This is a genomic window from Isoptericola luteus (assembly GCF_020297055.1).
In the GTDB taxonomy this organism is placed as follows: domain Bacteria; phylum Actinomycetota; class Actinomycetes; order Actinomycetales; family Cellulomonadaceae; genus Isoptericola; species Isoptericola luteus.
Genome location: NZ_JAIXCQ010000003.1, coordinates 144930 through 171821, shown reverse-complemented (window position 1 = coordinate 171821; position 26892 = coordinate 144930). Strand labels below are relative to the sequence as shown.

24 protein-coding genes and 1 tRNA gene are annotated in these 26892 nt (G+C 73.4%); 15 read left to right on the top strand and 10 right to left on the bottom strand.

Annotated features, from left to right (window positions below; genetic code table 11):
* The first annotated feature begins 169 nt into the window (after positions 1–169).
* The gene (gene mfd, locus LEP48_RS05770; protein ID WP_225564623.1) at positions 170–3796 is read left to right on the top strand and encodes a transcription-repair coupling factor; all 3627 of its coding nucleotides are present in this window, start codon (positions 170–172) and stop codon (positions 3794–3796) included.
* A 113-nt stretch (positions 3797–3909) separates the two neighbouring features.
* On the opposite strand, the gene LEP48_RS05765 is transcribed toward mfd, so the two are convergent.
* On the bottom strand, positions 3910–4599 hold the full coding sequence (locus tag LEP48_RS05765; protein ID WP_225564622.1) for a hypothetical protein: 690 nt from the start codon (positions 4597–4599) through the stop codon (positions 3910–3912).
* A gap of 229 nt (positions 4600–4828) precedes the next feature.
* On the opposite strand from LEP48_RS05765, the gene eno reads away from it, so the two are divergent.
* Positions 4829–6112 (top strand): phosphopyruvate hydratase, encoded by a 1284-nt coding sequence (gene eno, locus LEP48_RS05760; protein ID WP_225564621.1) that lies wholly within the window; start codon positions 4829–4831, stop codon positions 6110–6112.
* A gap of 160 nt (positions 6113–6272) precedes the next feature.
* Here the strand turns inward: eno and LEP48_RS05755 are convergent, their stop codons facing one another.
* Positions 6273–6542, bottom strand: a complete 270-nt coding sequence (locus tag LEP48_RS05755) for a hypothetical protein (protein WP_225564620.1) — start codon at positions 6540–6542, stop codon at positions 6273–6275.
* Here LEP48_RS05755 and LEP48_RS05750 point away from each other — a divergent pair.
* The 7 genes from LEP48_RS05750 to LEP48_RS05720 all read left to right on the top strand — a co-directional run bounded on the left by LEP48_RS05750 (position 6511) and on the right by LEP48_RS05720 (position 12316).
* Positions 6511–6927, top strand: a complete 417-nt coding sequence (locus LEP48_RS05750) for an FtsB family cell division protein (RefSeq protein WP_225564619.1) — start codon at positions 6511–6513, stop codon at positions 6925–6927. The two genes, LEP48_RS05755 and LEP48_RS05750, sit on opposite strands and share 32 nt — an antisense overlap.
* A gap of 69 nt (positions 6928–6996) precedes the next feature.
* Positions 6997–7524, top strand: a complete 528-nt coding sequence (locus LEP48_RS05745) for a DUF501 domain-containing protein (protein WP_225564618.1) — start codon at positions 6997–6999, stop codon at positions 7522–7524.
* A 66-nt stretch (positions 7525–7590) separates the two neighbouring features.
* Positions 7591–8556 carry a Ppx/GppA phosphatase family protein gene (locus LEP48_RS05740; protein ID WP_422723801.1) on the top strand — a complete coding sequence of 322 codons (966 nt, stop codon included), beginning with the start codon at positions 7591–7593 and terminating at the stop codon, positions 8554–8556.
* Positions 8557–8677: 121 nt separating this feature from the next.
* Complete coding sequence (locus tag LEP48_RS05735; protein ID WP_225564616.1) at positions 8678–9013, top strand: PadR family transcriptional regulator; 336 nt, start codon at positions 8678–8680, stop codon at positions 9011–9013.
* The gene (locus LEP48_RS05730) at positions 9010–10488 is read left to right on the top strand and encodes a hypothetical protein (RefSeq protein ID WP_225564615.1); all 1479 of its coding nucleotides are present in this window, start codon (positions 9010–9012) and stop codon (positions 10486–10488) included. Before LEP48_RS05735 ends, LEP48_RS05730 begins: the two co-directional genes overlap by 4 nt.
* 76 nt (positions 10489–10564) lie before the next feature.
* Entirely contained in the window at positions 10565–12031 is a 1467-nt protein-coding gene (locus LEP48_RS05725) for an NAD(P)/FAD-dependent oxidoreductase (RefSeq protein WP_225564614.1), read from the top strand.
* Between the two features lie 211 nt (positions 12032–12242).
* Positions 12243–12316 (top strand) — tRNA-Leu (locus LEP48_RS05720).
* Here LEP48_RS05720 and LEP48_RS05715 read toward each other — a convergent pair.
* Complete coding sequence (locus tag LEP48_RS05715) at positions 12276–13211, bottom strand: LysR family transcriptional regulator (protein WP_308009986.1); 936 nt, start codon at positions 13209–13211, stop codon at positions 12276–12278. The genes LEP48_RS05720 and LEP48_RS05715 overlap by 41 nt on opposite strands.
* A 77-nt stretch (positions 13212–13288) precedes the next feature.
* Between LEP48_RS05715 and LEP48_RS05710 the strand changes: the two genes are divergently transcribed.
* Positions 13289–14221, top strand: a complete 933-nt coding sequence (locus LEP48_RS05710) for an EamA family transporter (RefSeq protein ID WP_225564613.1) — start codon at positions 13289–13291, stop codon at positions 14219–14221.
* A 10-nt stretch (positions 14222–14231) separates the two neighbouring features.
* Positions 14232–14639: a helix-turn-helix domain-containing protein gene (locus tag LEP48_RS05705; RefSeq protein WP_225564612.1), complete on the top strand. Its 408-nt coding sequence runs from the start codon at positions 14232–14234 to the stop codon at positions 14637–14639.
* 113 nt (positions 14640–14752) lie between these two features.
* On the opposite strand, the gene LEP48_RS05700 is transcribed toward LEP48_RS05705, so the two are convergent.
* Both LEP48_RS05700 and LEP48_RS05695 read right to left on the bottom strand, forming a co-directional pair.
* On the bottom strand, positions 14753–15361 hold the full coding sequence (locus LEP48_RS05700; RefSeq protein ID WP_225564611.1) for a ClpP family protease: 609 nt from the start codon (positions 15359–15361) through the stop codon (positions 14753–14755).
* Entirely contained in the window at positions 15361–15969 is a 609-nt protein-coding gene (locus LEP48_RS05695; RefSeq protein WP_225564610.1) for a ClpP family protease, read from the bottom strand. Before LEP48_RS05695 ends, LEP48_RS05700 begins: the two co-directional genes overlap by 1 nt.
* Positions 15970–16211: 242 nt before the next feature.
* Between LEP48_RS05695 and LEP48_RS05690 the strand changes: the two genes are divergently transcribed.
* Positions 16212–19562 (top strand): efflux RND transporter permease subunit, encoded by a 3351-nt coding sequence (locus tag LEP48_RS05690; protein ID WP_225564609.1) that lies wholly within the window; start codon positions 16212–16214, stop codon positions 19560–19562.
* Positions 19563–19693: 131 nt separating this feature from the next.
* Here LEP48_RS05690 and LEP48_RS05685 read toward each other — a convergent pair whose 3' ends face one another.
* Positions 19694–20509 (bottom strand): ABC transporter permease, encoded by an 816-nt coding sequence (locus LEP48_RS05685; RefSeq protein WP_225564608.1) that lies wholly within the window; start codon positions 20507–20509, stop codon positions 19694–19696.
* A gap of 59 nt (positions 20510–20568) precedes the next feature.
* Complete coding sequence (locus tag LEP48_RS05680; RefSeq protein WP_225564607.1) at positions 20569–21561, bottom strand: ABC transporter ATP-binding protein; 993 nt, start codon at positions 21559–21561, stop codon at positions 20569–20571.
* Between the two features lie 258 nt (positions 21562–21819).
* Between LEP48_RS05680 and LEP48_RS05675 the strand changes: the two genes are divergently transcribed.
* A complete protein-coding gene (locus tag LEP48_RS05675) occupies positions 21820–22665 on the top strand; it encodes a Bax inhibitor-1/YccA family protein (RefSeq protein WP_225564606.1) in 846 nt (281 codons plus the stop codon).
* 121 nt (positions 22666–22786) lie between these two features.
* Here LEP48_RS05675 and LEP48_RS05670 read toward each other — a convergent pair whose 3' ends face one another.
* The 3 genes from LEP48_RS05670 to LEP48_RS05660 are packed head-to-tail and all read right to left on the bottom strand — an operon-like array spanning position 22787 to position 24892.
* Positions 22787–23458 carry a hypothetical protein gene (locus LEP48_RS05670; RefSeq protein ID WP_225564605.1) on the bottom strand — a complete coding sequence of 224 codons (672 nt, stop codon included), beginning with the start codon at positions 23456–23458 and terminating at the stop codon, positions 22787–22789.
* Positions 23455–24048: a TetR/AcrR family transcriptional regulator gene (locus LEP48_RS05665; RefSeq protein WP_225564604.1), complete on the bottom strand. Its 594-nt coding sequence runs from the start codon at positions 24046–24048 to the stop codon at positions 23455–23457. Before LEP48_RS05665 ends, LEP48_RS05670 begins: the two co-directional genes overlap by 4 nt.
* On the bottom strand, positions 24041–24892 hold the full coding sequence (locus tag LEP48_RS05660) for an alpha/beta fold hydrolase (RefSeq protein ID WP_225564603.1): 852 nt from the start codon (positions 24890–24892) through the stop codon (positions 24041–24043). Before LEP48_RS05660 ends, LEP48_RS05665 begins: the two co-directional genes overlap by 8 nt.
* A gap of 148 nt (positions 24893–25040) precedes the next feature.
* On the opposite strand from LEP48_RS05660, the gene LEP48_RS05655 reads away from it, so the two are divergent.
* Entirely contained in the window at positions 25041–25475 is a 435-nt protein-coding gene (locus tag LEP48_RS05655) for a YciI family protein (protein WP_225564602.1), read from the top strand.
* A gap of 104 nt (positions 25476–25579) precedes the next feature.
* Positions 25580–26830 (top strand): RNA polymerase sigma factor, encoded by a 1251-nt coding sequence (locus LEP48_RS05650; protein WP_225564846.1) that lies wholly within the window; start codon positions 25580–25582, stop codon positions 26828–26830.
* Positions 26831–26892 lie beyond the last annotated feature (62 nt).

Genomic DNA, 26892 nt, shown 5'->3' with positions numbered 1-26892 from the left:
TCGGAGGGCGGGCGTAGTCTGGGCGAGCACGCCCGGCACCCCGCCGGTCGCACGGTGCCCCGGCCCGCACAGGTCCGAGGCACCACGTGCGTCCCGGGGTGAGCTGGGCCTGTCGTCGTGCCCGCGCGCAGCCCTGCACCGCCCGCCCGCCTCGCCCCGAAGGACCCGCATGAACCTCACCGGCATCGTCCCCGCCCTGCTCTCCGACCCCGGCGCCGCCGCGGCGCTGGAGCACGTCGCGCTGCGCGGCGAGGTCGACGTCGTGGGCCCCCGCGGCGTGCGCGCGCCCCTGCTCGCGGCGGCGGCCGAGCGGCGCCCGGTCGTCGTCGTCACCGCCACCGGTCGAGAGGCGGACGAGCTGGCCGCGTCGCTGCGCGCCTACCTGCCGGACGAGCGTGCGGACGACGTCGCCGTCCTGCCGGCGTGGGAGACGCTCCCGCACGAACGCCTGTCGCCGCGCGCGGACACGGTGGCGAAGCGGCTCGCGGTGTTCCGGCGCCTCGCGCACCCCGCCGTCGAGCGCGGCCAGGCCGGGCCGGTACGGATCCTGGTGATGCCGGCGCGGGCGCTGCTGCAGCCGGTGGTCGACGGGCTGGGGGAGCTGGTTCCGGTCGAGCTGCACACCGGCACGACGACGGATCTCACCGACGTCGCCGAGCGACTCACCGCCGCCGCGTACACGCGCGTCGACATGGTGGAGCGCCGCGGGGAGTACGCCGTGCGCGGCGGCATCCTCGACGTCTTCCCGCCCACCGAGGACCACCCGCTGCGCATCGAGTTCTGGGGCGACGAGGTCACCGAGATCCGCTGGTTCGCGATCGCCGACCAGCGGTCGCTGGAGATCGCCGACCAGGGCCTGTGGGCCCCGCCGTGCCGCGAGATGCTGCTCACCGACACCGTGCGGGAGCGCGCCGGGGCGCTCGTGGAGCGGCTCCCGGGGGCCGTCGAGATGCTCGACAAGCTCGCCGCGGGCGTCGCGGTCGAGGGCATGGAGTCCCTCGCGCCCGTGCTCGTGGACCGGATGGTGCCGGTGCTGGAGCTGGTGCCCGACGACGCGCTGCTGGTCATCGACGAGCCGGAGCGGGTCCGGCGCCGTGCCCACGACCTGGTGGCCACGACCGAGGAGTTCCTCGCCGCCGCGTGGACCGGCGCGGTCGCCGGGGGAGCGGCCCCGATCGACCTGTCCGCCGCGTCGTTCGAGACGTTCACGCAGGTACGCGACGTCGCGGCCCGCCGCGGGCTGGGCTGGTGGACGCTGTCGTCGTTCGTGCTCGACGCCGCGGGCGAGACGGAGGGCGAGGCCGACGGTGACACGGCAGTCGTGCAGGGCGCCGACGTCGACGGCGTCACGACGTTCACGGTCGGCGCGCGCGACGTCGAGCACTACCGCGGCGACCTGCAGCGCGCGCTGGACGACGTCAAGACCCTGCAACGCGCGGGCTGGCGGCTCGTGCTCACCACGGAAGGCCACGGCCCGGCCAAGCGGATGGTGGAGCAGCTCTCCGCCGAGGACACGGCGGCCCGGCTGGTCGCCGAGCTCGGCGAGGAGCCGACGGGCGGTGTCGTCCTCGTGGCTCCGGCGCTGGTGGGCCAGGGGTTCGTCGCCCCCGACCTGCGCCTCGCGGTGTTCAGCGAGTCCGACCTCACGGGCCGCCAGGGCTCCACGACGCGTGACATGCGCAAGATGCCGAGCCGGCGGCGCAACGTCGTCGACCCGCTGCAGCTCAAGGCCGGCGACTTCGTCGTGCACGAGCAGCACGGCGTCGGGCGGTTCGTCGAGATGGTGCAGCGCACGCTCGGCGCGGGGGCGAACGCGGCAACGCGCGAGTACCTCGTGATCGAGTACGCGTCCTCCAAGCGGGGCCAGCCCGGCGACCGGCTGTTCGTGCCCATGGACCAGCTCGACCAGGTCACCAAGTACACGGGCGGGGAGTCGCCGTCGCTGTCCAAGATGGGCGGCGCGGACTGGAAGAACACGAAGGCGAAGGCACGCAAGCACGTCAAGGAGATCGCGGGGGAGCTCATCCGCCTGTACTCCGCCCGCATGGCCACGCAGGGGCACGCGTTCGGCCCGGACACGCCCTGGCAGCGTGAGCTCGAGGACGCGTTCGCGTACGTGGAGACACCGGACCAGCTCGTGACGATCGACGAGGTCAAGGCCGACATGGAGAAGTCCGTGCCGATGGACCGCCTCGTGTGCGGCGACGTCGGCTACGGCAAGACGGAGATCGCCATCCGGGCGGCGTTCAAGGCCGTGCAGGACGGCAAGCAGGTGGCCGTCCTGGTGCCCACGACGCTGCTGGTGCAGCAGCACTTCGACACCTTCTCCGAGCGGTACGGCGGCTTCCCCGTGACGGTGCGGGCGCTGTCCCGGTTCCAGTCCGACAAGGAGTCCAAGGAGACGGTCGACGGGCTGGCCAAGGGCACGGTCGACATCGTCATCGGCACGCACCGCCTGCTCACCGGGTCGGTCCGGTTCAAAGACCTGGGCCTCGTGATCGTCGACGAGGAGCAGCGGTTCGGCGTCGAGCACAAGGAGACGCTCAAGCAGCTGCGCACCAACGTGGACGTCCTCGCGATGAGCGCCACCCCCATCCCGAGGACGCTCGAGATGGCGGTCACCGGCATCCGCGAGATGTCTACCCTCGCCACGCCGCCCGAGGAGCGCCACCCCGTGCTCACGTACGTGGGCGCGTACGAGGAGAAGCAGATCTCGGCCGCCCTGCGGCGCGAGCTCCTGCGCGAGGGGCAGGTCTTCTACGTGCACAACAAGGTGGAGACCATCGACCGCACGGCCACCAGGCTGCGCGAGCTCGTCCCCGAGGCCCGGGTCGGCGTCGCGCACGGCAAGATGAGCGAGCACCAGCTCGACCAGGTGATCCGCGCCTTCTGGGAGAAGGAGCTGGACGTGCTCGTCTGCACCACGATCATCGAGACGGGCCTCGACATCTCCAACGCGAACACCCTGATCCTGGAGCGGGCCGACATGCTCGGCCTGTCCCAGCTGCACCAGCTGCGCGGCCGCGTGGGCCGCGGGCGCGAGCGCGCGTACGCCTACTTCCTGTACCCGCCGGAGCGCCCGCTCACCGACACCGCGCACGACCGCCTGTCCACCATGGCGGCGCACACCGACCTCGGCGCCGGCATGCAGATCGCCATGAAGGACCTGGAGATCCGCGGCGCCGGCAACCTGCTGGGCGGTGAGCAGTCCGGGCACATCGCGGGGGTCGGGTTCGACCTGTACGTGCGCATGGTCGGCGAGGCCGTCGCGGCGTTCCGCGGGGACCGCGAGGCCGAGCAGCCCGAGGTCACCATCGAGCTGCCCGTCGACGCGCACCTGCCCGAGACATACATCGCCACCGAGCGGCTGCGCCTCGAGGCGTACAAGAAGATCGCGTCGGCCGACGACGCCGCGGCGCTCGCGGAGATCCGCGCCGAGCTGACCGACCGCTACGGCAAGCTCCCCGACGTCGCCTCCGCGCTGTTCGACGTCGCGAGCTTCCGCAACCACGCCCGGCGCGCGGGCCTCGCGGACGTCACCGCCCAGGGCAAGTACGTGCGGTTCGCGCCGGTGGACCTCGCCGAGTCCACCCAGCTGCGGCTCAAGCGGCTGTACCCGGGCACCGTCCTCAAGCCCGCCATCCGCGCGGTGCTCGTGCCGTTCCCGACGACGGCCCGCATCGGCGGGCGTCCGCTGCGCGGCGCCGAGGTGCTGACGTGGGCGCGCCAGCTCATCGACGCCGTCGTGCTCGGGGAGGTCTCCGCCGCGGCGGCCGTGGGGACGACGACGCGCTGACCGGTCGTCCGGCAGCACGGCTGCCCGCCCCCGTCCGGCGGATGGCCGGCGAGAAGCTGCCGCCGGCCTGAGGGCGCCGGTCGGCGCTCGGTCGATGCTCTGTGGGCGCTCGGTCAGTGCTCGTGGTGGTCCGTGGGCTGGTCGAGCAGCCCCGCGATGCGGTGCTCGATGGCGTCGGTGGCGGCGTCGGGCAGCACGAGGATGCCCTCGAGCTCCTTGACCGCCCGCTTGTACGCGGACTGCCGCTCGGCGTGCGAGGCCCCGCCGTCGTCGGCGAGGGCGAGCAGCTTCTTCGCCCGTTCCAGGGACTCCCGCTCGGCAGGGGTGAAGTCGGAGGCACGGCGGCGCCGGGCCTCGCGCTCGGCGACGTCGAAGCGGATCTGGTACTCCCGCACGGCCTCGCGGTATCGGTCGAGGCGGCGCCGGTCGCGGAGCTCCTCGAGGTCGGCGGGCCGTAGCCCCTCGGCGTCCCGCCGGGCGCGGTGGAAGTCGACGGTCACCTGCTCGCGCATGTCGGTCATCACGGGGTACTCGAGGACCTTGACGGCGTCGAGCTCGTAGTCGAGCCAGCGGCGCTCGGTCTCGTCGTGCTCGGCGATCGTGCGCTCGATCTCGCTGGTCAGGGCCTCCTCGGACTCCTTCGCGGCCTGCGCGCCGGCGTGCTTGATGCGGTACATCTCGAGCTTGTCGCGGCGGCGGCGCTCGTCCCACTTCTGGGCGCCCCGGACCCATCCGCCGGCGATGCCGCTCAGCGGGAAGACCAACCACCAGTACGACCCGACGAAGTCCCAGAAACCGTCCACCTGCCTCACGGTAGTGGGACAAGGGATGCGGTGGTCCCGCCTTTCCGTTCCCAGGACCTGCCCGGGACGCAAGGTCTCAGGCAGCCCGACCAGTGGTCGCGGGAGACCCAAGGCGGAGGCCGGTCTAGGCTGGGGGCGTCAACCCAGCACCGTCGCGGGCGTCCGCGGTCCCGGGCACGCGTCCGGGCCGGCTGCGAGGTGCCTGCGAGCCCCGTCTGAAGGAGCACCTGTGGCAAGCATCGAAGCCGTTGGAGCACGCGAGATCCTGGACTCGCGCGGCAACCCCACCGTGGAGGTGGAGATCGCGCTGGATGATGGCACGTTCGCCCGCGCCGCGGTCCCGTCGGGCGCGTCGACCGGTGCCTTCGAGGCCGTCGAGCGTCGTGACGGCGACAAGGGCCGTTACCTGGGTAAGGGCGTCGAGGGCGCGGTCAACGCCGTCATCGACGACATCGCCCCGGAGCTCATCGGGTACGACGCCGAGGAGCAGCGCCTCATCGACCAGACGCTCATCGAGCTCGACGGCACCCCGAACAAGGGCAAGCTCGGCGCGAACGCCATCCTCGGCGTCTCGCTCGCCGTCGCGAAGGCCGCCGCGAAGAGCGCGGGCCTGGACCTGTTCCGCTACGTCGGCGGCCCGAACGCCCACGTGCTGCCCGTGCCGATGATGAACATCCTCAACGGTGGGTCGCACGCCGACTCGACCGTCGACTTCCAGGAGTTCATGATCGCCCCGATCGGGGCGAGCACCTTCAAGGAGGCCCTGCGCTCGGGCACCGAGGTCTACCACGCGCTCAAGGGCGTGCTGAAGGCCAAGGGCTACTCCACGGGCCTCGGCGACGAGGGCGGCTTCGCCCCCGACCTGCCGTCGAACGTCGCCGCGCTCGACCTCATCCTCGAGGCGATCGAGAAGGCCGGCTTCACCGCGGGCACCGACATCGCCATCGCGATGGACGTCGCGGCGACCGAGTTCTTCTCCGAGGGTGCGTACCGCTTCAAGAACGGTGAGACGCACTCGACCGAGGACATGATCAAGCTCTACGCGGACATGGTCGCGAACTACCCGATCGTGTCCATCGAGGACCCGCTGTCCGAGGACGAGTGGGGCGCCTGGACGCAGTTCGTCTCCGAGGTCGGCGACAAGGTCCAGGTCGTCGGCGACGACCTGTTCGTCACCAACCCCGAGCGGCTCGCGCGCGGCATCCAGGAGAAGTCCGCCAACTCGCTGCTGGTCAAGCTCAACCAGATCGGCACGCTCACCGAGACGCTCGACGCCGTCACGCTCGCGCAGCGCAACGGCTTCACCACGATGACCTCGCACCGCTCCGGCGAGACCGAGGACACCACCATCGCGGACCTGTCCGTGGCCACCAACGCCGGCCAGATCAAGACCGGTGCGCCCGCCCGCGGCGAGCGCATCAACAAGTACAACCAGCTCCTGCGCATCGAGGAGGCCCTGGACGACGCCGGTCGCTACGCCGGTCGCAGCGCGTTCCCGCGCTTCCAGGCCTGACACCCTTCCGGGCGCCGAGACAGAGCGGACCCGCGAGGTGGAGAGGGCTCCGCGCACGCATCGTGCGCGGAGCTCCTTCTCTCTCGCGGGTCCGCCTTCTGTCTCGGACGAGGGGCGCGCCGACGACGGTCCCGGGCGAGGGCGCGGCCGGTCGGCAGAATCAGGGCGTGTCCTCCCGCCGCCCCGCCGCACCCTCGTCACGCCGCCCGGCGTCGCGACCCTCCGGGTCGCGCGGAGGATCGCGGGCGTCCGGCTCCTCGACCCCGAGGTCGAAGCCGAAGTCCTCGACGACGGCGTCCAGCCCGAGGTCGCCGACGTCGTCGGCCGGTCGTCGGACCGCGCCGCGGCGCCCGCCGGGCCCGGCCCGCGAGGACAGGCGCCGCAGCAGGCTGGGTCTGGTGCTGCCCGAGGTCCTCACCGTCCGGCTCATCGTGCTGTCCGTGGTGGTGCTCCTGGCCGCGGTGCTCGTGCTGCCGACGGTACGCGGCGCGGTGCAGCAGGAGTCCGAGCTCGACCGGCTGCGCACCGAGCTCGCCCAGCACGAGGCGGAGCGGGACCGGCTCACGGTCGAGCTCGGCCGCTGGGAGGACCGGTCCTACGTCGAGGAGCAGGCGCGGTCCCGGCTCTTCTACGTCATGCCTTCGGACACGGTGTGGCGCGTGGTCGACGGCGACACGGTGGCTCCCGAGGACGTCGACCCCGTCACCGGCGAGGCCGTCACCGCCGGCCCGGTCGGGACGGCGGGCGGCGGCGCGGTGCCCTGGTACCAGTCGATCTGGGAGTCCGTGCAGGTCGCCGACGGCTCGGCCGACTGACCGGCGGCCCCGCCGTCGTGGTCGGGGGACAATGGGTGCTGACCCGCACCCGAACGCCCCGAGGAACCCGTGACCGAACAGCCCGCCGTGGACCCGACGACCGACGACCCCACCGCCGTCACCGACCGTGATCTGGGGGTGCTCGCGGAGCAGCTGGGTCGTACGCCGCGAGGAGTCGTCGGTATCGCCGCCCGCTGCGTGTGCGGCCGCCCGCTCGTGGTGCGCACCGCGCCGCGCCTGCCCGACGGCACGCCGTTCCCGACGACGTACTACCTGACGCACCCCGGCGCGGTCGCGGCGGCGTCGCGCCTGGAGGCCGAGGGCGTGATGAAGCAGATGACCGAGCGGATCGGTGAGGACCCGGAGCTCGCCGCCGCCTACGGGCGTGCGCACGAGCACTACCTCGCGCAGCGCGAGGAGCTGGGGCACGTCGACGAGATCGACGGCATCTCCGCGGGCGGCATGCCCACGCGGGTCAAGTGCATCCACGTGCTCATGGGGCACGCGCTGGCCGCCGGGCCGGGCGTCAACCCGCTGGGCGACGAGGCGCTCGCGCTGGTCCGCGACCAGTGGCGCCCCGACCGCTGCAGCTGCTGACCCCGCCTCCGCCCCGCACGCCCTCCGGCTCGCTGGAAGCGCATCGTCGGTGGGGAGTGAGAAAGTGTGCCGGTGACATCTCGCCCCACCACCCGCGTGGCCGCCGTGGACTGCGGCACCAACTCCATCCGGCTCCTGGTCGCCGACGTCGGCCCTGACGGCACGCTCGTCGAGGTCGACCGCCGGCTGCAGATCGTGCGGCTCGGCCAGGGTGTCGACCGCACGGGCCGGCTGGCTCCCGAGGCGCTGGAGCGCACCTTCGCCGCGTCGCGCGAGTACGCCCGCGTCATCGCGGAGACGGGCGCGACGCGGGTGCGTTTCGTCGCCACCTCCGCCACGCGCGACGCCCGCAACCGTGCCGAGTTCGCCGACGGCGTCCGCGCGGCGATCGGCGTCGAGCCGGAGGTGGCCTCGGGTGACGAGGAGGCGTCGCTGTCGTTCCGGGGCGCGGTCGCCGGCGTCGCGGCGCGGCACGCGGGCCCGTACCTCGTCGTCGACCTCGGCGGCGGGTCCACCGAGCTCGTCCTCGGCACGACGTCGCCCGACGTCGTACTGTCCCTGGACGTCGGGTCGGTGCGGATGACGGAGCGGCACCTGCACTCCGACCCGCCCACGCCGGGCGAGGAGGACGCGGCCCGGGCCGACGTGCGCGCGGCGCTCGACCGTGCGGGTGAGGTCGTCCCGTTCGGCAGGACCGTCACGCTGGTCGGCCTCGCCGGCTCGGTGACGTCGGCGACGGCGCACGCGCTCGGCCTGTCGAGCTACCAGCGCGAGCGGGTGCACGGCGCGGTGCTCGGCGTCGAGGAGGTGCTGGCCGCGTGCGACGACCTCCTGCACCGGTCGCGGGCGCGGCGCCTCGCCCTGGGTTTCATGCACCCCGGGCGTGCGGACGTCATCGGTGCGGGCGTGCTCGTGTGGTCGGAGGTCGTGGCGCGCGTGCGTGCCGACGTCGCCGCGGAGGGCCGCGAGCTCACGCAGGTCGTGACCAGCGAGTCCGACATCCTCGACGGCATCGCGCTCTCCCTCGCCTGACGTTGTGAGCGGGCGGTGGGACGGTGGGTGCGCCGGCTGCCGCGGCGGGAGGGGCGTGGGGTGATGGACGTACTACGCATTGCGCACTAGTGTTCCTCGCACAGGAGCGAGGGAGAGGTTCGTGGACACCACACAGCTGCTCAAAGGGGTGCTCGACGCGGCGGTGCTCGCCGTCGTCGAGGACGACGACGGCTACGGGTACGACATCGTGCGGCGACTGCGTGCCCGCGGGCTCGAGGAGGTGGGCGACGCCTCCGTGTACGGCACGCTGCGCCGGCTGTACTCCGCGGGGGCGCTGACCAGCTACGTCGTGCCGTCCGGGACGGGCCCGCACCGCAAGTACTACGGCATCACCGCCCACGGGCGCGAGATGCTCGCGATCCAGCGCAAGGAGTGGCAGGAGTTCACCGGCACCGTCGGCGGCCTCCTCGGGAGCAGGGACGAGAGCGCGAGATGACCAGCACCGACAACAGCACCACGCACACCGGCACCGGCACCGGCACCGGCACCGACACCGGCGCCACCGAGCCCGTCGCCGCCGGGGCCGCCGGCGTCCGCCCGTCGCTCGGCGCCGTCCTCGACGCGCACGCCCGCGGCTACGCGCAGGCGGTGCGGCTACACCTGGCGGACCTCGGCCCGGACGTCGTCGAGGACCTCACCGACGGGCTCGAGGCGGACCTCGTCGACGCGCTCGCCGACGCCACGGCCCCGCTCGAGACGGCGGTCGGCAGGGCACCGCAGGACGACGTCACGCTCGACCTCGGGACGCACTTCGGGCCGGCGGACGCCTACGCGGCCGAGCTGCGGGCCGCTGCGGGGCTGCCGCCTCGCGTCCTGAGCGACGGGCGTCGTAGGTCGCGCCGCACGCTCGCCGCGCGCGGAGCCCGGCTCGCCGAGCGCTGGCAGCGGGCCTGGAGCCCGGTCACGAGCACGCCGCAGTGGGAGCGGCTGCGCGGGCTGGGTCGCGACGTCCGACCCTTCTGGTGGGTGGCGCGAGGCTGGATCGTGGGGGCCTTCCTCGTGACCGTGCTCGGCGGGGGACGGCCCTCGGTGGTCCCCGAGGGGGCGGGCGAGCTGCTGGTGATGGCGCTGGGCGCCCTCGTGAGCGTGCAGTGGGCGCGTGGCCGCTGGATCCCGGGCAGCTGGCAGCCGCGGGCCACGGTCGCGGCGTCGGTCGTCGCCGTGCTGCTCGTCCCGGCCGTCGCCGGCACGACGTACCGGGAGTCCGTGGCGGGGGCGGACCCGTGGTCGGGCGGCGGGTCGTACGACGCCGGCTACGCCGCGGGCCGTGACGACGCCCGCAACGTCGCGTACGGCGACAGCTGGGGCGAGGACGGGGTCTGGGTGGACGGCATGCAGGTGTCGAACCTGTTCGTCTACGACGCGAACGGTGACCCGATCAAGGACGTCCAGGTCTTCGACGACCGCGGCCGCGCCGTGCGCACGGTCACGGACGGCGGCGGCGAGCAGGCGTGGGCGGTGCCCGACGTCCAGGGCAGCTGGTACTTCCGGCCGATGACGGCCGACGACGGTCGGGACCGCTGGAACGTGTACCCGCTGCGCGCGGTGCCGGAGGGCGGCATGGAATGGTCCGACGACACCGGCCTGTGGGCACCGCAGGTCGGCGTGCAGCCCGAGGCCATGCCGTGGCCGTTCCTCAAGGCGCCGACATCGTTCACCTCCGGGGGCGCGGCCTCGTCCGACCCGTCGTCCGACCCGTCGTCCGAGCCGTCGTCGAAGCCGACCGACGAGTCGAAGGAGACGCCGAAGGACGAGCCGGAGGAGACGGCGAAGGGCACGTCGACCGACGAGTCGTCCGCGGGCTCGTCGCCGGAGCGTGACGGCGGGTCCGGCGCGTCCACCGCACCGTCGTCCAAGGACGTCGCGCCAGGGGCACGCACGACCGCCACGGCCGTCGAACCCGCAGGCTGACGGGCCGGTCCGTGGTGAGCGGCCGCACAGTGGACCTTCCGCCTGCGAGTGGTGGAGGCGGTCGTAGACTGAGTGCATGCCTCAGAACGTTCTGTCTTCGGACACCCATGCCCAGGATGCGCCGGCGCCGGCAGCCCGACCCCGCAAGACCCCGCGCGTCGTCGTCCTCGGCGGCGGTTCCGTCGGCCTCTACGTGGCGCGTCGCCTGCGCCGCAAGCTGGCCAAGCGCGAGGCGGCGATCGTCGTCGTCGACCCGCGGCCGTACATGACCTACGCCCCGTTCCTGCCTGAGGCCGGCGCAGGGTCGATCGACGCCCGTGACGTCGTCGCCCCGCACCGCAAGGCGCTCAAGGGCGTCGACGTGCTGCAGGGCAAGGTCGTGCACATCGCGCACGCCGACAAGAAGGTGACGATCCGCCCTGAGGAGGGGCCGGACTACGAGGTCTCCTACGACCAGCTCGTCGTCGGTCTCGGGTCCGTGTCGCGCACGCTGCCCATCCCGGGCCTGGCGGAGACGGCGATCGGTTTCAAGAACGTGGAGGAGGCCATCGCGGTCCGCAACCACGTGCTGAACCGCATGGACGTGGCGTCGTCCACCTGGGACGCGGACCTGCGCAAGAGGATGCTCACGTTCACGTTCGTCGGCGGTGGGTTCGCGGGCATCGAGGCCCTCGCCGAGATCGAGGACATGGCGCGCTACGCCACGCGGAACTACCCGACGATCGACTCCGAGGACCTGCGCTTCGTGATGGTCGAGGGCTCGGGCCGCATCCTGCCGGAGGTGTCCGAGCCGATGGGGCAGTGGGCGCTCGAGGAGATGAAGAAGCGCGGCATCGAGTTCCACCTCAGCACGTTCCTGTCGTCGTGCGTCGACGGCCACGTGGTGCTGTCGACCGGCGTCGAGTTCGACAGCGACACGATCGTGTGGACCGCGGGCGTGAAGGCGAACCCCGTGATCAAGGACGCCTCCGACCTCCCCGTGGACCGGATGGGGCGGATCACCGTCTCGGCGACGCTGCAGGTCGCGACGACGAACGAGGACGGCTCGATCAACGAGGTCGTCCCGGACGCCTGGGCCGCGGGCGACTGCGCTGCCGTGCCGGACCTGCTGAACCCGGGCAAGTTCTGCCCCCCGAACGCCCAGCACGCGATCCGTGAGGCGAACCGCCTGGCGGACAACATCGTCGCCCAGTACCAGGGCAGCGCCCCGGTGGAGTACAAGCACAAGAGCGTCGGCGTCGTCGCGTCGCTCGGCCTGTACAAGGGCGTGGCCGAGCTGTTCGGCTTCCTCAAGCTCCGCGGCCCGCTCGCGTGGCTGGCGCACCGGGGTTACCACGTGATGGCCATGCCGACGGGCAACCGCAAGCTCCGCATCCTCATCGGCTGGATCGGGCAGTTCGTCATGGGCCGCGAGATCGTCTCGCTCGGGTCGCTGCACGACCCGCGCGACGAGTTCCGCAACGCGTCCGTGCCCCCGAAGCCCGCCGGTGAGAAGGTCGAGCAGAAGGCGCAGTCCTCGGCGGCCGCCGCCGAGAAGGGCTGAGGCGGCCACCTCGCCGAGATAGAGAGGGCGGACCCGCGAGATAGAGAGCGCGGACCCGCGAGATAGAGAACGCGGACCCGCGAGATAGAGGGCGGGCACCGAGAGGCGGACGAGGCCGCGGCGGCCTCGTCCGCCTTGCGTCTCGGCGGGGTTCTCTATCTCGGCGGGGAGGTTCTCTATCTCGGCGTGAGACCCTCTCTATCTCGGCGTGGCCCCCGTAGCCCAACTGGCAGAGGCAGCCGGCTTAAACCCGGTCCAGTCCCGGTTCGAACCCGGGCGGGGGCACCCTGCCGGCCTGTGCCGCGGCCCCGGCGCGCCGGAACGCCTCGACGACGTGGCGCACGGCGAGCCGCTCGGCCCTGTCGGGACGCAGGACGGCGGAGACGTGCCGCGCGGACGCGACGTCCGCCAGCTCCCGGAGCACCAGCCCCGCGCCGGTGGGCGTGGTGAACCGGGGCAGGACGGCGACGTGGTCCCCGGCCGCGACGAGCGCCTCGATGAGCCGGTTGTCGCGCAGCCGCTGGGTGACGCGCAGCTCGGCACCGGTGACGCGCGCGACGGTCTGGAGCACCGTGTCGAACGGGAAGCCGCGCGGGACGCCGATCCAGTCGCAGTCCACCAGGTCGGCCGGCCGCACGACGTCGCGCCGGGCGAGCGGGTGCCGGGTGGCCATCGCGATGTCGAGGGGCTCGCGGGCGAGCGGGACGACGGTGAGGCCGTCGGTCCCGGCGGGCCGCACGCTGGTGAGGCTGTGGGCGACGACGACGTCGTGGTCGGCGGTGAGCCCGCCGTACTCGGCCTCGGCGATGTCGGTGTCGGTGCACCGCAGCTCGATGGCGGTCTCGGCGAGGTCGCGCATCACGGCCGGCAGCAGGAATGCCGCCGCGCTGGGCAGGGACGCGACGGAGACGACGCCCGCCGGCTCTCCGCGGAACTCGTCCCACCGCGCCTGCGCCTGCTCGACGGCGGCCGCGACGCCCGCGGCGGCGTCGGCCAGCAGCATCCCGGCGTCGGTGAGGCGCAGCCCGCGCCCCGCGGGCTCCACGAGCCGTGCGCCCAGCTCGCGCTGCGCGGCACGCAGCTGCTGGGAGACGGCGGACGGGGTGCGGTGCGTGGCCGCGGCGACGGCGGTGATGGTGCCGCGGTCGGCGAGCTCTCGCAACAGCTCCAGGTGACGCATGTCCATGAAGCCAGGCTACAGAGACAGTGCAGGAGATTTTGCTTGTCCTGAAACCCCAGGGGAACGACGCTGGGTCCATGCCGATCCGCCACCGACTGCTCGCCGTCCTCGTCGCCGTGATGTGGGGGTTGAACTTCATCGCGATCGACGCGTCGCTCGCGCACTTCCCCCCGTTCTTCCTGGTGGCGCTGCGGTTCGCAGTCATCGCCGTGCCCACCGTGCTGTTCGTGCCGTGGCCGCAGGTCCCGGTGCGCTGGCTGGTGGGGTACGGGCTGGGCTTCGGCACCCTGCAGTTCCTGTTCCTGTACTGGGGGATGGCGGCCGGGATGCCCGCGGGGCTGGCCTCCTTGGTGCTCCAGATGTCGGGGCCGTTCACGGTGCTGCTCGGCGCGACGTTCCTGCGCGAGCGGGTGAGCGGGCGGCAGGTGCTCGGCATCCTCGTCGCCGTCGGCGGGCTCACGCTCGTGGCGTGGCAGCGAGCCGAGCACGCGAGCGTCATCCCGTTCCTGCTCACGCTGGCGGGTGCCTTCGGCTGGGCGATCGGCAACGTCTGCAACCGGCAGGCCCGCCCGGCCAGCCCTCTGCGCCTCACGCTGTGGATGTCGGTGGTGCCGCCGCTGCCCATGCTCGCGCTGGCGCTCGCCGTCGAGGGCCCGGACCGGATCGGTGCGTCGCTCACGTCGTTCGACGAGCCGGGGGCCGTCGGCGCGCTCGTGGGGCTGGCCTACACGGTGCTCGTCGGCACGGTGGCGGGGTCAGGTGTGTGGACGTGGCTGATGACCCGGCACCCCGCCGGCGTCGTCGCGCCGTTCTCGATGCTCGTGCCCGTCGTGGGGATGACGGCGGCCTGGTGGGTGCTGGGCGAGCGCGTCACCCTCCTGGAGGGCGCGGGCGCCGTGCTGGTGGTCGGCGGGGTGCTCTGGGCGAGCGGGCGCCGGCGCCTTCTGCCGTCAGCAGAACGGCCGTCTTCGGTGCCCGAGCCCGAGCCCTCCGGCGTCCCGCGCGGGTAGCGTCGACCGCATGACGACGCCCACGCGAGTCGAGACCGGCACGGAGCACGTGCGCGAGCCCCTGCTGCGCCACCTCGTCGGCGCCATCCTGCGCCGGGCCCGGCTGCGTCAGGGCCGCACGCTCCAGGAGGTCTCGGCCACCGCCCGGATGTCCACCGCGTACCTGTCCGAGGTGGAGCGAGGCCGCAAGGAGGCGTCGTCCGAGGTGCTGGCCGCCGTGTGCGGGGCGCTGGGCATCCGCCTCGTGGACCTGGTCGGCCAGGCGCACGACGCGCTCGCGGCCACGATCGAGCAGCAGGCCGCGGGCGACCGCCGTGTCCGGGTGCTCACCTCGGTGGGCCGCCGGGTCGTGGACCGTGCGTCCGTCACGTCACGCACGGCCCAAGACCCGCGCGAGGCACTGCTCCTCGCTGCCTGAGCCGCGGGTCGCGGCCCACGGACCACGGACCACCGCCCGGCCGCGACGGCGCGTGCCGCCGCCTCTCGTGGCCCCACCGCGCCGCCGAGCTTCGCGGCCGACGCGCGGCACGCTCAGGCCGCGGACGCCAGCTGCTTGCGCGACGTGATCACGGCGTCGGCGACGCCGTACTCCACGGCCTCGTGCGCGGACAGGATGAGGTCGCGGTCGGTGTCGGCGCGCAGCCGCTCGACCGTCTGGCCGGTGTGCCGGGCCAGGAGCGACTCGGTCTCGGCCCGCAGGCGCAGCACCTCGCGCGCCTGGATCGCGAGGTCGGACACGGTGCCCTGCCCCTGCCCCGACGGCTGGTGCAGCAGCACCCGGGAGTGCTCGAGCATCGAGCGCCGGCCCGGGGTCCCGGCAGCCAGCAGCACGGCGGCGGCGGAGGCCGCCTGGCCCATGCACGTGGTGGCGACGTCGCAGCGCACGAACTGCATCGTGTCGTAGATCGCGGTCATCGCGGTGGCGGAGCCGCCGGGGGAGTTGAGGTAGAGGTTGATCTCCTGGTCGGGCGCCTCGGACTCCAGGTGCAGCAGCTGCGCGTTGACGACGTTCGCGACGCCGTCGTCGACCTCCGTGCCGAGGAACACGATGCGCTCGCGCAGGAGCCGGCTGAAGACGTCGGAGTAGCGCTCGCCCATCGGGGTGCGCTCGACGACGCTGGGGATCGTGTAGCCGGTCATCACAGCCCCGCCTTCCGGCCGGCCGCGGACGGCCGGACGTCGTCCACGGACTCCACGATGCGGTCCACCAGCCCGTACTCGAGCGCCTCGGGCGCGGTGAACCACCTGTCGCGGTCGGCGTCGGCGGTGATCTGCTCGACGGTGCGGCCGGTGTGCTGCGCCGTGAGCTCGTGCACGACGCGCTTGGTGTGCTCCAGGTTTGCTGCCTGGATGGCGATGTCGACGGCGGTGCCGCCGATGCCCGCCGACGGCTGGTGCATCATCACGCGGGTGTGCGGCAGGGAGTACCGCTTGCCCGTCGTGCCCGCGGTCAGCAGGAACTGGCCCATGCTGGCGGCGAAGCCGAAGCCGACCGTCGCGACGTCGCCCGGGAGCAGCCGCATCGTGTCGTAGACGGCGAGCCCTGCCGTCACGGAGCCGCCGGGGGAGTTGATGTAGAGGGCGACGTCGGCGCGCGGGTCCTCGGCGGACAGCAGCAGGAGCTGCGCGACCACGCGGTGTGCGACGGCGTCGTCGATCTCGCCGCCGACCACCACGATGCGCTGGTGGAGCAGCCGGGCGGCGAGCTGGTCGTCGAAGGGTGCCTGGGTCACTGGTGGTGTGCTCATGAGCCCACCGTCCGCCGTCGGACGGCGGCAAAGAAGGGTTCTCTGCCCGCAGCGCATCTGCCGAGGGCAGAGATGCCGGCGGCGACCTCGTGTCGGCGTGGCCCCTCGGGCGGGGAGTGACGAAGGGCTCCGTGGACGCGCGGACGCGGCGACCGGAACTTCGAGGGCGTATCGTCCGTTCTGCCGTGCGTCACGACAGCGGAGTCGTGCCCGACCTGCCGACCGCCCTGTCTGGAGTGAGCGTGTTCCGACTTGCCCGCCTGTCCCTGGCGAACCGCGCCGTCGTCGCCCTGGCGACGATGGCGATCCTCGTCTTCGGGGTGATGAGCCTGGGTTCCCTCAAGCAGGAGCTCATCCCGTCCCTCGAGCTGCCCGCCGGGGCGGTCGTCGCCGTGTACCCGGGGGCCTCCCCGGAGGTCGTCGAGGAGCGCGTCACCGAGCCGATCGAGGCCGCCGCCCAGTCGGTCGAGGGCATCGAGTCCCTCGGCTCGACGGCGTCCACGGGCAGCTCCGTGACCACGGTGCAGTTCGTGTACGGCACCGACATGGACTCGGCCACGCAGCGGCTGCAGACGGCGATCACGCGCATGCAGTCGCAGCTGCCCGAGGACGTCGAGCCGCAGGTGGTCACCGGGTCGCTCGACGACCTGCCGGTCATCCAGCTCGCGGCCGCCGGCGCCGACGACTCCCTGGACCCCGCGGACCTGGCGGACACGGTGGAGACCGTCGTCGTGCCCGCGCTCGAGGACCTCGACGACGTGCGCTCCGTCGCGGTGACGGGCGGCGAGACCGAGCAGGTCCTGGTCGACGTGGACACCGAGAAGCTCGCCGAGGCGGGCCTGACGACGCAGGACGTCGCCGACGTCCTCAAGGACAACGGCGTCGTGCTCCCCGCCGGGACGATCACGGCCGACGACGTCACCTACTCGGTGCAGGCGGGCTCCGGCATCGACAGCCTCGCGGACCTCAGGGCGCTGCCGCTCGTCGTCGACCCGGCCGCCGCCGCCGCGGCCGGCGCAGCCACCGCCGGTGACACGACCGGCGACGCGACCGGTGGCACGACGGGCGAGACCGGTGACGGGGAGGCGGCGCCGCCCACGGATCCCCGCGTCCCGCAGGCCCCCGAGCCCGTCGCCCTCGAGGACGTCGCGACTGTCGAGGTCGCGCCCGTCGAGGCCACCTCCTTCTCCCGGCTCGACGGCGAGCCGTCGCTCGGCGTCGCCATCACCAAGACCCCGGACGGCAACACCGTCGAGGTGTCGCACGCCGTCCAGGACGCGCTCGACGACCTCGCCGGCGAGCTGTCCGCCGCGGGCGTGACGACCGCCGTCGTCTTCGACCAGGCGCCGTTCATCGAGGAGTCGATCGAGGGCCTGGCGACCGAGGGCGGCCTCGGGCTCGTCTTCGCGGTGCTCGTCATCCTGTTCTTCCTGATGTCGCTGCGCTCCACGCTGGTCTCCGCGGTGTCGATCCCGGTGTCCCTGGCGGCCACGTTCCTCGTCATGAACGTCACGGGCTACACGCTCAACATCCTCACGCTGGGCGCGCTGACCATCTCGATCGGCCGCGTCGTCGACGACGCGATCGTCGTCATCGAGAACATCAAGCGGCACCTGTCGTACGGCGAGGAGAAGAAGGCCGCCATCCTCACGGCCGTGCGCGAGGTGGGCGGCGCGATCGCGGCGTCCACCATCTGCACGGTGGCGGTGTTCGCGCCGATCGCGCTCGTCGGCGGCATGGTCGGCGAGCTGTTCCGGCCGTTCGCGATGACGGTCGCGATCGCGATGCTCGCCTCGCTCGTGGTGGCCCTGACGATCGTGCCGGTGCTCGCGTACTGGTTCGTCAAGACGCCGGCGGTCGCCGCCTCGCAGGCCGAGGCCGAGCAGGTGCGCGAGGCCGCCGAGGCCAAGGAGCGCCGCGGGCTGTGGCAGCGGGCCTACGTGCCCACGCTGGGCGCCGCGCTGCGCCTGCCCTGGGTGACCCTGGTGGTCGCCGTCGCCGTCCTGGGCGGCACGCTCGCGCTCGTCCCGCGGCTGGAGACGAACTTCATCGGCGACAGCGGCCAGGACACCGTCACCGTCACGCAGACGTTCTCCACGGGTGCCTCCCTGGAGGCGCAGGACGCCGCCGCCACGGAGGTCGAGGACGCGCTGGCCGACGTCGACGCCGTTGCCGGCGTGCAGACCACCGTCGGCACGGCGGACGCGGCGCAGGCCGCGTTCTTCGGCGGCGGCTCCACCCCGACGGCGAGCTTCTCGATCACGCTCGACCCGGACGCCGACGGCGTCGCCGCGCAGGAGGAGGTCCGCGCCGCGGTGGAGCCGCTCGTCGGCGGCGTCACGACCGACGTCAGCGTCGCCGGCGGGGACAGCGGCTTCGGCAGCTCCAGCGTCGACCTGGTGGTGACGTCGCACGACGAGGCCGCGCTCGCGGACGCCGCCGACCAGGTGACCGCCGCGGTGACCGACCTGGACGGCGTGGCCGAGGTCAGCAACGACCTCGCCGCCGCGCAGCAGGTCGTGCAGGTGACGGTCGACCGCGAGGCGGCGGCCGAGCTCGGCCTCACGGAGACGCAGGTCTCCGGCATCGTGGCGGGCGCCATGAGCCCGGAGCAGACCGCGGGCGAGGTCGACCTCGGCGACGGACCCACGGACGTGGTCGTGGTGTCCGGCGAGGCCCCGGCGACGCAGGCCGAGATCGAGGACCTCGAGGTCCCGACCGCAGCAGGCATGGTCCCGCTCACCGACGTCGCCGCGGTGGAGAAGGTCGACGTCCCGACGTCGATCTCGCGCACCGATTCCGAGCGCTCGGCGACCGTCTCGGTGACCCCCGAGACGCAGGACGTCGGCACGCTCAGCGCCGACATCACCGCGGCGGTGGACGGCCTCGAGCTGCCCGCCGGGGCCAACGTGGAGATCGGTGGCGTCGCGGCGGACCAGGCCGACGCGTTCGCCGACCTCGGCCTCGCCCTGCTCGCGGCGATCGCGATCGTGTACCTCGTCATGGTGGCGACGTTCGGCTCGCTGGTGCAACCGCTGATCCTGCTGGTGTCGGTGCCGTTCTCGGCGACGGGCGCGCTGCTGGCGCTGCTGGCCACGGACACCCCGCTGGGCGTGCCCGCGCTCATCGGGGTGCTGATGCTCGTGGGCATCGTCGTGTCGAACGCGATCGTGCTCATCGACCTCATCAACCAGTACCGGGACCCGGCGAAGGGGCACCCCCGGTCGCTGGACGAGGCCGTGCGCGAGGGCTCGCGCAAGCGGCTGCGGCCCATCGTGATGACGGCGCTCGCCACGATCTTCGCGCTGACGCCGATGGCCGTCGGACTCACCGGTGGCGGGGCGTTCATCAGCCAGCCGCTGGCCCTGGTGGTCATCGGTGGCCTGATCTCCTCGACGCTGCTCACGTTGTTCGTGGTGCCGGTGCTGTACACGCTGATCGAGCGACGCCGCGACCGGCGCCGGGAGAAGCAGGAGGCCCGCGCCGCCCGACGGGCGGAGAAGGCTGCGACCCGTGCGGCGGAGAAGGCGGAGCGGGACCGGGTGGAGGCCCGGCTCGCGGAGTCGAAGGCCGCCAGCAGCGACCCCGCCTGACGTTGTGAGCGGGCTATTGGCCCTGTTCCCCTACGGGAACAGGGCCAATAGCCCGCTCACAACGGGTTCTCTCGGGGGGATCAGGCGCGGCGACCGAGGGCGCGGACGCGCCCGGCCACCCGGCCTTCGGCTCAGGCGTCGCGGCGCCGGAGGGTCACTGCCGCGGCGACGAGCAGCGCCACGGTGTACCCGGCCAGCACGGCGTAGCCCGTCCAGGGCTCGAGCAGGGTGTCGGGCGTCGGCCCGGTGGAGATGATCCGCTCGCCGGCGACGCTCGGCAGCAGCTTGTTCACCCACTCCGCCCAGACGGCGTCCGACGCCGCGGTGACGATCGAGAAGATGATCGGGAGCACGAAGAAGATCGCCACCAGCGTGAAGATCGCCCCGGCCGAGTGGCGCATCAGCGTCCCGACGGCGAGCGAGAACGCGGCGACCGTCGCCAGGTAGAGGACGCAGCCCAGCAGCGCACGGACCTGCTCGGCGTCCGACAGGTCGACGCTCATGCCCGCCGCGTCGAGGATCGGCAGGGTCACGAGGTACGCGACGGCCAGCGCCACCGTGATCACGACGACGACCGTCACGACGATGACGACGAGCTTCGCCCCCAGCGTGGGCAGCCGGCGCGGCTCGGCGGCGAACGTGGAGCGGACCATCCCCGTCGAGTACTCGTTCGTCACGACGAGCGCGGCGAGCACCGCGACGGCGAGCTGGGCGAACGAGTAGCCGAGCGTGATCGCGAAGGTGCCCGTCATGCCGGCCGCCTGCATGCCCGGGTCCTGCGCCATCCCCTCGGCCATCTCGGGGGTGTCGGTGGCGAGCCGCAGGAGCGACGCCATCATGAGGGCGAAGCCGACCATGACGACGGCCGTGATCACCGTCGTCCACACGGTGGAGCGCAGCGTGCGGAACTTGATCCACTCGGAACGCAGCACCCGGGGGAAGGTCACGGGACGGACGGTCGGCGTCGACGGCGGACCGTCGTGCCGGGTCGCCGGTGCGGCGGCGCTCATCGGGTGCCCGCCTCGGCCTGGGTGCCGGCGTCCGGCCCGGCGGACCGCCCTGCGGGGCCGCCGGCGCTGCCGACGACGTCGGCGAGGTCGCCCGCATGGTACTCGACGGAGTCGGCGGTCAGGGCCATGTAGGCCTCCTCGAGGGTCGAAGCCAGGGGCGTGAGCTCGTGCAGGACGACGCCGCCCGCGGCCGCGGTCTCGCCCACCTGCGCGGCGTCGAGGCCGGTGACCTCGAGCGCGCCGTCGTCGGCGGCGGTGACCTCGCCGCCCTCACGGCGCAGGGCGTCCGCGAGGTCGCCCTGCTGCGGCGAGCGGACGCGCACGGTGCGGCGCGAGGCGCCGTCGACCAGCTCCGTGACGGGCATGTCCGCGAGGATCCGGCCCTTGCCGATGACGATGACGTGGTCCGCGGTGAGGGCGACCTCGCTCATGAGGTGGCTCGACAGGAACACGGTGCGCCCCTGACCGGCGAGGTGCTTCGCCAGGTTGCGCACCCACAGCACGCCCTCGGGGTCCAGGCCGTTGACCGGCTCGTCGAGGATGAGGGTGCGCGGGTCGCCGAGCAGGGCGACGGCGATCCCGAGCCGCTGGCCCATCCCGAGAGAGAACCCGCCCACCCGCTTGCCGGCGACGGCCGTCAGCCCGGTGAGGTCGATCACCTCGTCCACCCGGCTGGTCGCGATGCCGTGCGTGGCGGCGAGGGCCTGCAGGTGCTGGCGTGCGCTGCGCCCGGGGTGGACGGCCTTGGCCTCCAGCAGCGCCCCCACCTCCGCGAGCGGGGCGCGGTGCCTGGCGTACGACTGCCCGTTGACGGTGACGGTGCCCGCCGTCGGGCGGTCCAGGCCCACGATCATGCGCATCGTCGTGGACTTGCCGGCCCCGTTCGGGCCCAGGAAGCCCGTCACGACGCCCGGGCGCACCACGAACGACACGTCGTCGACGGCGAGCTTGTCCTTGTAGCGCTTGGTCAGGCCACGTGCTTCGATCATGGCGCCCCTCACGGGTGGCCGCCGCGTCGGGCGGCCGGGTCGGCGTCTCACGGGTCGTAGCGAGCCTAGCGGCAGGTCCGGGGGCAGTCACCGGGTTTGACCGGGTGATCCGGCCGCGGCCGGGAGAGATTCGCGGGCGCGGGAACGTCCCGGGAGCCTGGCGCGTTCATTACGATGGATCGCAACGGCCAGCGACCCGGCCCTGCGCGTGCGACAACCCGTCGCCGAGCACCCGGCAGCCGCGACCAGGAGGAGTTCATGACCAACCCCGTCCTCAGGAACAGCGACGTCTTCGGCGAGCCCCGCCGGGGCCGTGGCACGGCCACGGCCCCGCAGTACGGGCACATGGCCGGAACCACCGGTACGCAGGCCGCGGACGCCGCGTCGCTCGAGAACATGTACAGCGCGCCGGCGGCCACCACCGCCGACACCAAGCGCCTCACCTATGACGACGTCATCATCAAGACGGGCGGGCTGCTCGCGCTGCTCGTCGTCGTCGCGGCGGCGACGTGGAACTTCGCGCCGCAGCTGTGGCCGATCGGCATGATCGCCGGCCTGGTGCTCGGTCTCGTCAACGCGTTCAAGCGCAATCCCAGCCCGGCGCTCATCGTCGCCTACACGGTGGCGCAGGGCGTGTTCCTGGGTGGCATCAGCATCGCGTTCGCCCAGATGGCCGTCGGCAGCTCGGGCACGCCGCTGACGTCGATCGTGCTCCAGGCCATCGTCGCGACGATGGCGACCTTCGTCGCCGCGCTCTTCCTGTTCAAGTCCGGCAAGGTGCGCGTCACCCCGAAGTTCACGCGCTGGCTGCTCATCGCGATGGTGGGCTACCTCGTCTTCTCGCTGGTCAACGTGGTCCTCACGTGGACGGGCGTGCTTGACGGCTGGGGCATGCGGGGCGGCGTGCTCGGCATCGCCGTCGGCCTGTTCGCGGTCGGCCTGGCCGCCGCGTCGCTGATCGTCGACTTCGACGCGATCAAGCGTGGCGTCGAGCAGGGCGTGCCGGCGAAGTTCGCCTGGACGGCGGCCTTCGGCCTCGTCGTCACCCTCGTGTGGCTGTACCTGGAGTTCCTGCGCCTCCTGGCGATCTTCAACAGCGACTGACCCGCACCGCGGGTCGGTGCGACGTCCGGGCCTCACCCCGGATCACGCGGCCGGTCACCCCTCGGGGTGGCCGGCCGTCGTCGTGCCCGCACGGGCCCGTCTCCTGGCCGGGCGGGCTCCGTCACCTGGGCGGCCGCCCGCGGACGACCGCCCGCGCGAGCCCCAGCAGGCCGAGGGCAAGCAGGACCCCGTGCCCGACCCGCACCGCGGGCGGGCCGAAGAACTGCGGCAGGTACAGCACGAGCCCCGCGGCGACGACGAGCCCGGCCCAGCGCAGGAGCCCACGCCCGTGCCACCCGGCGACGGCGACGAGGACGCCCGACGCCGCGAGGAGCGCGAGCCCGGCACCGAACGTGGCCAGCGCCACCGGCTGGTTGCGCAGCACGTCGACGTCGGCCAGCATCGCGGGGTCGCCGGCGCGGAGCGCGGCCTGCGCGACGGTGCGGATGCCGAAGGTCTCCGCGCCGAAGTACAGCGCGCACAGCGCGGCGCCCGCCCAGGCGGTCCAGGTCGCCGCCGACGCCGCCCGGACGCCGGGGGGCCGGTGCGCCGTCGTCGTGGACCGGGCGGCGAGCACCTGCCGCAGCCCGAGGAAGGTCGGTGCGAGCAGCGTGAGCCCGGCGATCCCGCACAGGTGCGCGGCGACCCAGCGGCCGGACGCGAAACCGTCGGCGAGCGCGAGGCTCGCGACCGTCTCGTCGGGCCACGGACGCAGGGCGGGGAACAGGAGCAGCAGGACGGCGGCGGTGACGGCTCCCGAGGCCGTCCAGCGGGCCGAGCGGGTGGCGCTCATGCGTCGTCGCCCCCCAGCTTCAGGACGCCGGCCACCAGCATGTCGATCAGCGTGTCGAAGCTGCGGTCGAGGTCCTCGGGCAGGCGGAACCCGCCCGCGAGCTCGAGGACGACGAAGCCGTGGATGCCCGCCCGGACGGCACGGATCGCGTCGATCATGCGGTCGTCGGCCAGGTCGAAACCGTGCAGCACGGCGGCGACGAGGGCGACGACGCGGGCCGCGGCCGCGCGGTGCTCGGCCTCCTCGGGGGCGTCCGGGTCCGGCGCGAGCTGGACGGCGGCGTACAGGCCCGGGCGCTGGCGCGCGAACGCGCGCCACTCGCGGGCGAGGGCCCGCAGTGCGTCCGGGCCGGAGCGCCCGACCGTCACGGCGGCGCTGCGGGTGGTGAGGTCCGCGAGGGCCACGAGCGCCACGTGCCGCCGCAGCGCGGCCAGGGAGCCGACGTGCTTGTAGAGGCTGGGCGTCGCGACGCCTGCGGTCGCGGCGACCTTCGCGAGGGTGAGGTCGGCGAGCCCGGTGGGGCCGCCGGCGTCCACCAGGTCGGCGGCGATGCGTACCACGGCGTCCTGGGACAGTCCGGCCCTAGGCACGGGTGCTCCGCTCGTCGGCCACGGCGACGGGAAGACCGGCGAGGAAGTCGAGGACCGCGGGGGTCACGACGTCGGGCGCCTGGTGCTGGGGGTAGTGCCCGACGCCCGGCACCAGCACGCCCTGCGCCCCCAGCGCGTCGCGCATCTCGGCGAGGGCGACGGCGGCGTCGGAGTAGTCGGGGTCCAGCTCGCCGACGACGACGAGCGCGGGGGCCTGGACCCGGGCCACCTGCGGCTCGACGGGGGAGTGGTCGAGCGCGAGGGCGAGGTCGCGGAAGGAGCGCAGGCGCGCCGGGTCGGCCATGCTGTGCCGGATCGCGGCCACGTGCTCTGTGTGCCGGGGCCCCTTGCGCCCCTTGGAGAACATCGAGGTGTAGAGCCGGGACCAGGCGGCGGCACCCCACGGGCGGGCGAACGCCGCCCGGTACAGCAGGCGGTGGACGCGCATCATCGCCGGCGAGGACGGCTCGCGCAGGTGCGGGGCGACGAGGGCCAGCCCGCGCACCAGGTCGGGACGCTCGGCGGCGGCCCACACGGCGGCCGAACCGCCCATGGAGCTGCCGACCAGCACCGCGGGCCCGGCGTCGAGGTGCTCGACGAGGGCGAGGAGGTCGGTGCCCGTCGCGACGTCCCCGTGCGTCGTGAAGGTGGTGTCGGAGTCGCCGTGGCCGCGCAGGTCGGTGACGACCACGCGGTGGCCCGCGGCGACGAGCGCGGGGACCAGGTCGTCGTAGGTGGAACGCAGGTCGCCCATCCCGGGGACGGCGACCACGAGCGGTCCTGTACCGGCATCGGTGTAGGCGAGGCGTCCTTCGGGGCGGGTGAGGTACCGGGTCGTATCCATAGCCGTGAAGCTAACACCATTAGCCAAAGAGTGCAAGAGCGGATCTGAAAAAAGCTCTGGGCCGGTGTCGATCCCGCGGTTCCCCGTTCGACCTGGGGATGAGAAGGTCACCAGAAGGGTGACCGCGACCACGACAGGGAGCAGGACGATGAGCAAGTACATGCTGATCATGCGGGCCACGGACGAGGGCGCGGCGGCCTACGAGCAGCTCGACTTCGCCCAGGTCATCGCGGACATGGGCCGCTACAACGAGTCGATGATGGACGCCGGCGTCCTGGCCGCCGGGGAGGGGCTCTCCGACGCCTCCGAGGGGTCGGTGGTCGACTTCTCCTCCGAGACGCCCGTCGTCACCGACGGCCCCTACGGCGAGACCAAGGAGCTGTTCAACGGCTTCTGGATCGTCGACGTCGCCACCAAGGAGGAGGCGATCGAGTGGGCCAAGCGTGCCCCGCTCAGCGGCCCCGGCACCAAGCTCGAGGTGCGCCGGATCAACGGCCCGGAGGACTTCCCCCAGGACGACGAGTGGATCGCCAAGGAGGAGGGCTGGCGCCAGGAGCAGGAGCAGGCGCAGCGCGCCCAGTGAGCGTCGTGAGCGTCGTGAGCACTGCGCAGCCGGCCTCCGGGCCTGACCCGGACGAGGGAGGTCGCGTCGTCGACGACGCGGCCTCCCGTCGCGCCGTCGAGGCGGTGTGGCGCATCGAGTCCAGCCGGATCGTCGGTGCCCTCGCCCGGTACACGAACGACTTCGCGCTCGCCGAGGACGTCGCGTCCGAGGCGCTCGCGGAGGCGCTGGTCGCCTGGCCGCGCGACGGGGTCCCGCGTGACCCCACCGCGTGGCTGCTGGCGACCGGGCGGCGTCGGGCGATCGACGCGTTCCGGCGCCGTGCCGGGCGCGACGAGCGCTACGCAGCCCTCGCCCGCGATCTCGGGGAGGGCGGCGTCGTCACCGGAGGGCCGGGCTCGGCGGCACGCGCCGACGACCATCCCGACCTGCTGTGGGACCCGGACCGCATCGGCGACGACCGACTCGCGCTCCTGTTCGTCGCCTGCCACCCGGTGCTGTCCAAGGAGGCACGGGTGGCGCTGACGCTGCGGGTCGTGGGTGGCCTGAGCAGCGAGGAGATCGCGCGGGCGTTCCTGGTCCCGGTGCCCACCGTGCAGGCGCGCATCACGCGGGCGAAGAAGACGCTCGCGGCCGCGCGCGTGCCGTTCGAGGTGCCCGCCGCGCAGGACCGCGCCGAGCGGCTCGGCTCCGTCCTCAACGTGCTGTACCTGATCTTCACCGAGGGGTCGACGGCGTCCGGCGGGTCCGAGTGGATGCGCACCGACCTCGCGTCCGAGGCGATCCGGCTCGCGCGCGTGCTCACGAGGCTCGCCCCTGACGAGCCCGAGGCGCAAGGGCTCCTGGCGTTGCTCGAGCTCACGGCCGCGCGGTTCCCGGCGCGCACCGGGCCGGACGGCGAGCCGATCCTCCTCACCGACCAGAACCGTCGGCGGTGGGACCGGTCCGCGATCCAGCGGGGGCGGGCCGCCCTGGCGCGGGCGGTGGCCGTCGGCAGGGGCCTCGGGCCGTACGGTCTGCAGGCCGCCATCGCGGAGCAGCACGACGTGGCGCCGTCGGTGCCGGGCACCGACTGGGACCGCATCGTCGTGCTGTACGAGGCACTGGGCCGGGTGGCGCCGTCGCCGGTCGTGGAGCTCAACCGCGCGGTGGCCGTCTCGATGGCGCACGGCCCGGCCGCGGCCCTGCCGCTCGTCGACGACCTGGTCGCGCGCGACGCGCTGCGCGGGTCCTACCTGCTGCCGTCCGTGCGCGGAGAGCTGCTGGCGCGGCTGGGGCGTGCGCCCGAGGCCCGCCGTGAGCTGGAGCTCGCCGCGAGCCTGTGCGAGAACGAGCGCGAGCGCGGCGTGCTGGTGCGCAAGGCCGCTGCACTCTGAGCCGCGCTCGGGAGTTGTCAGGCCCACGTGCACGGTGCGGTGCACCTGGTCCTGACAGCTCG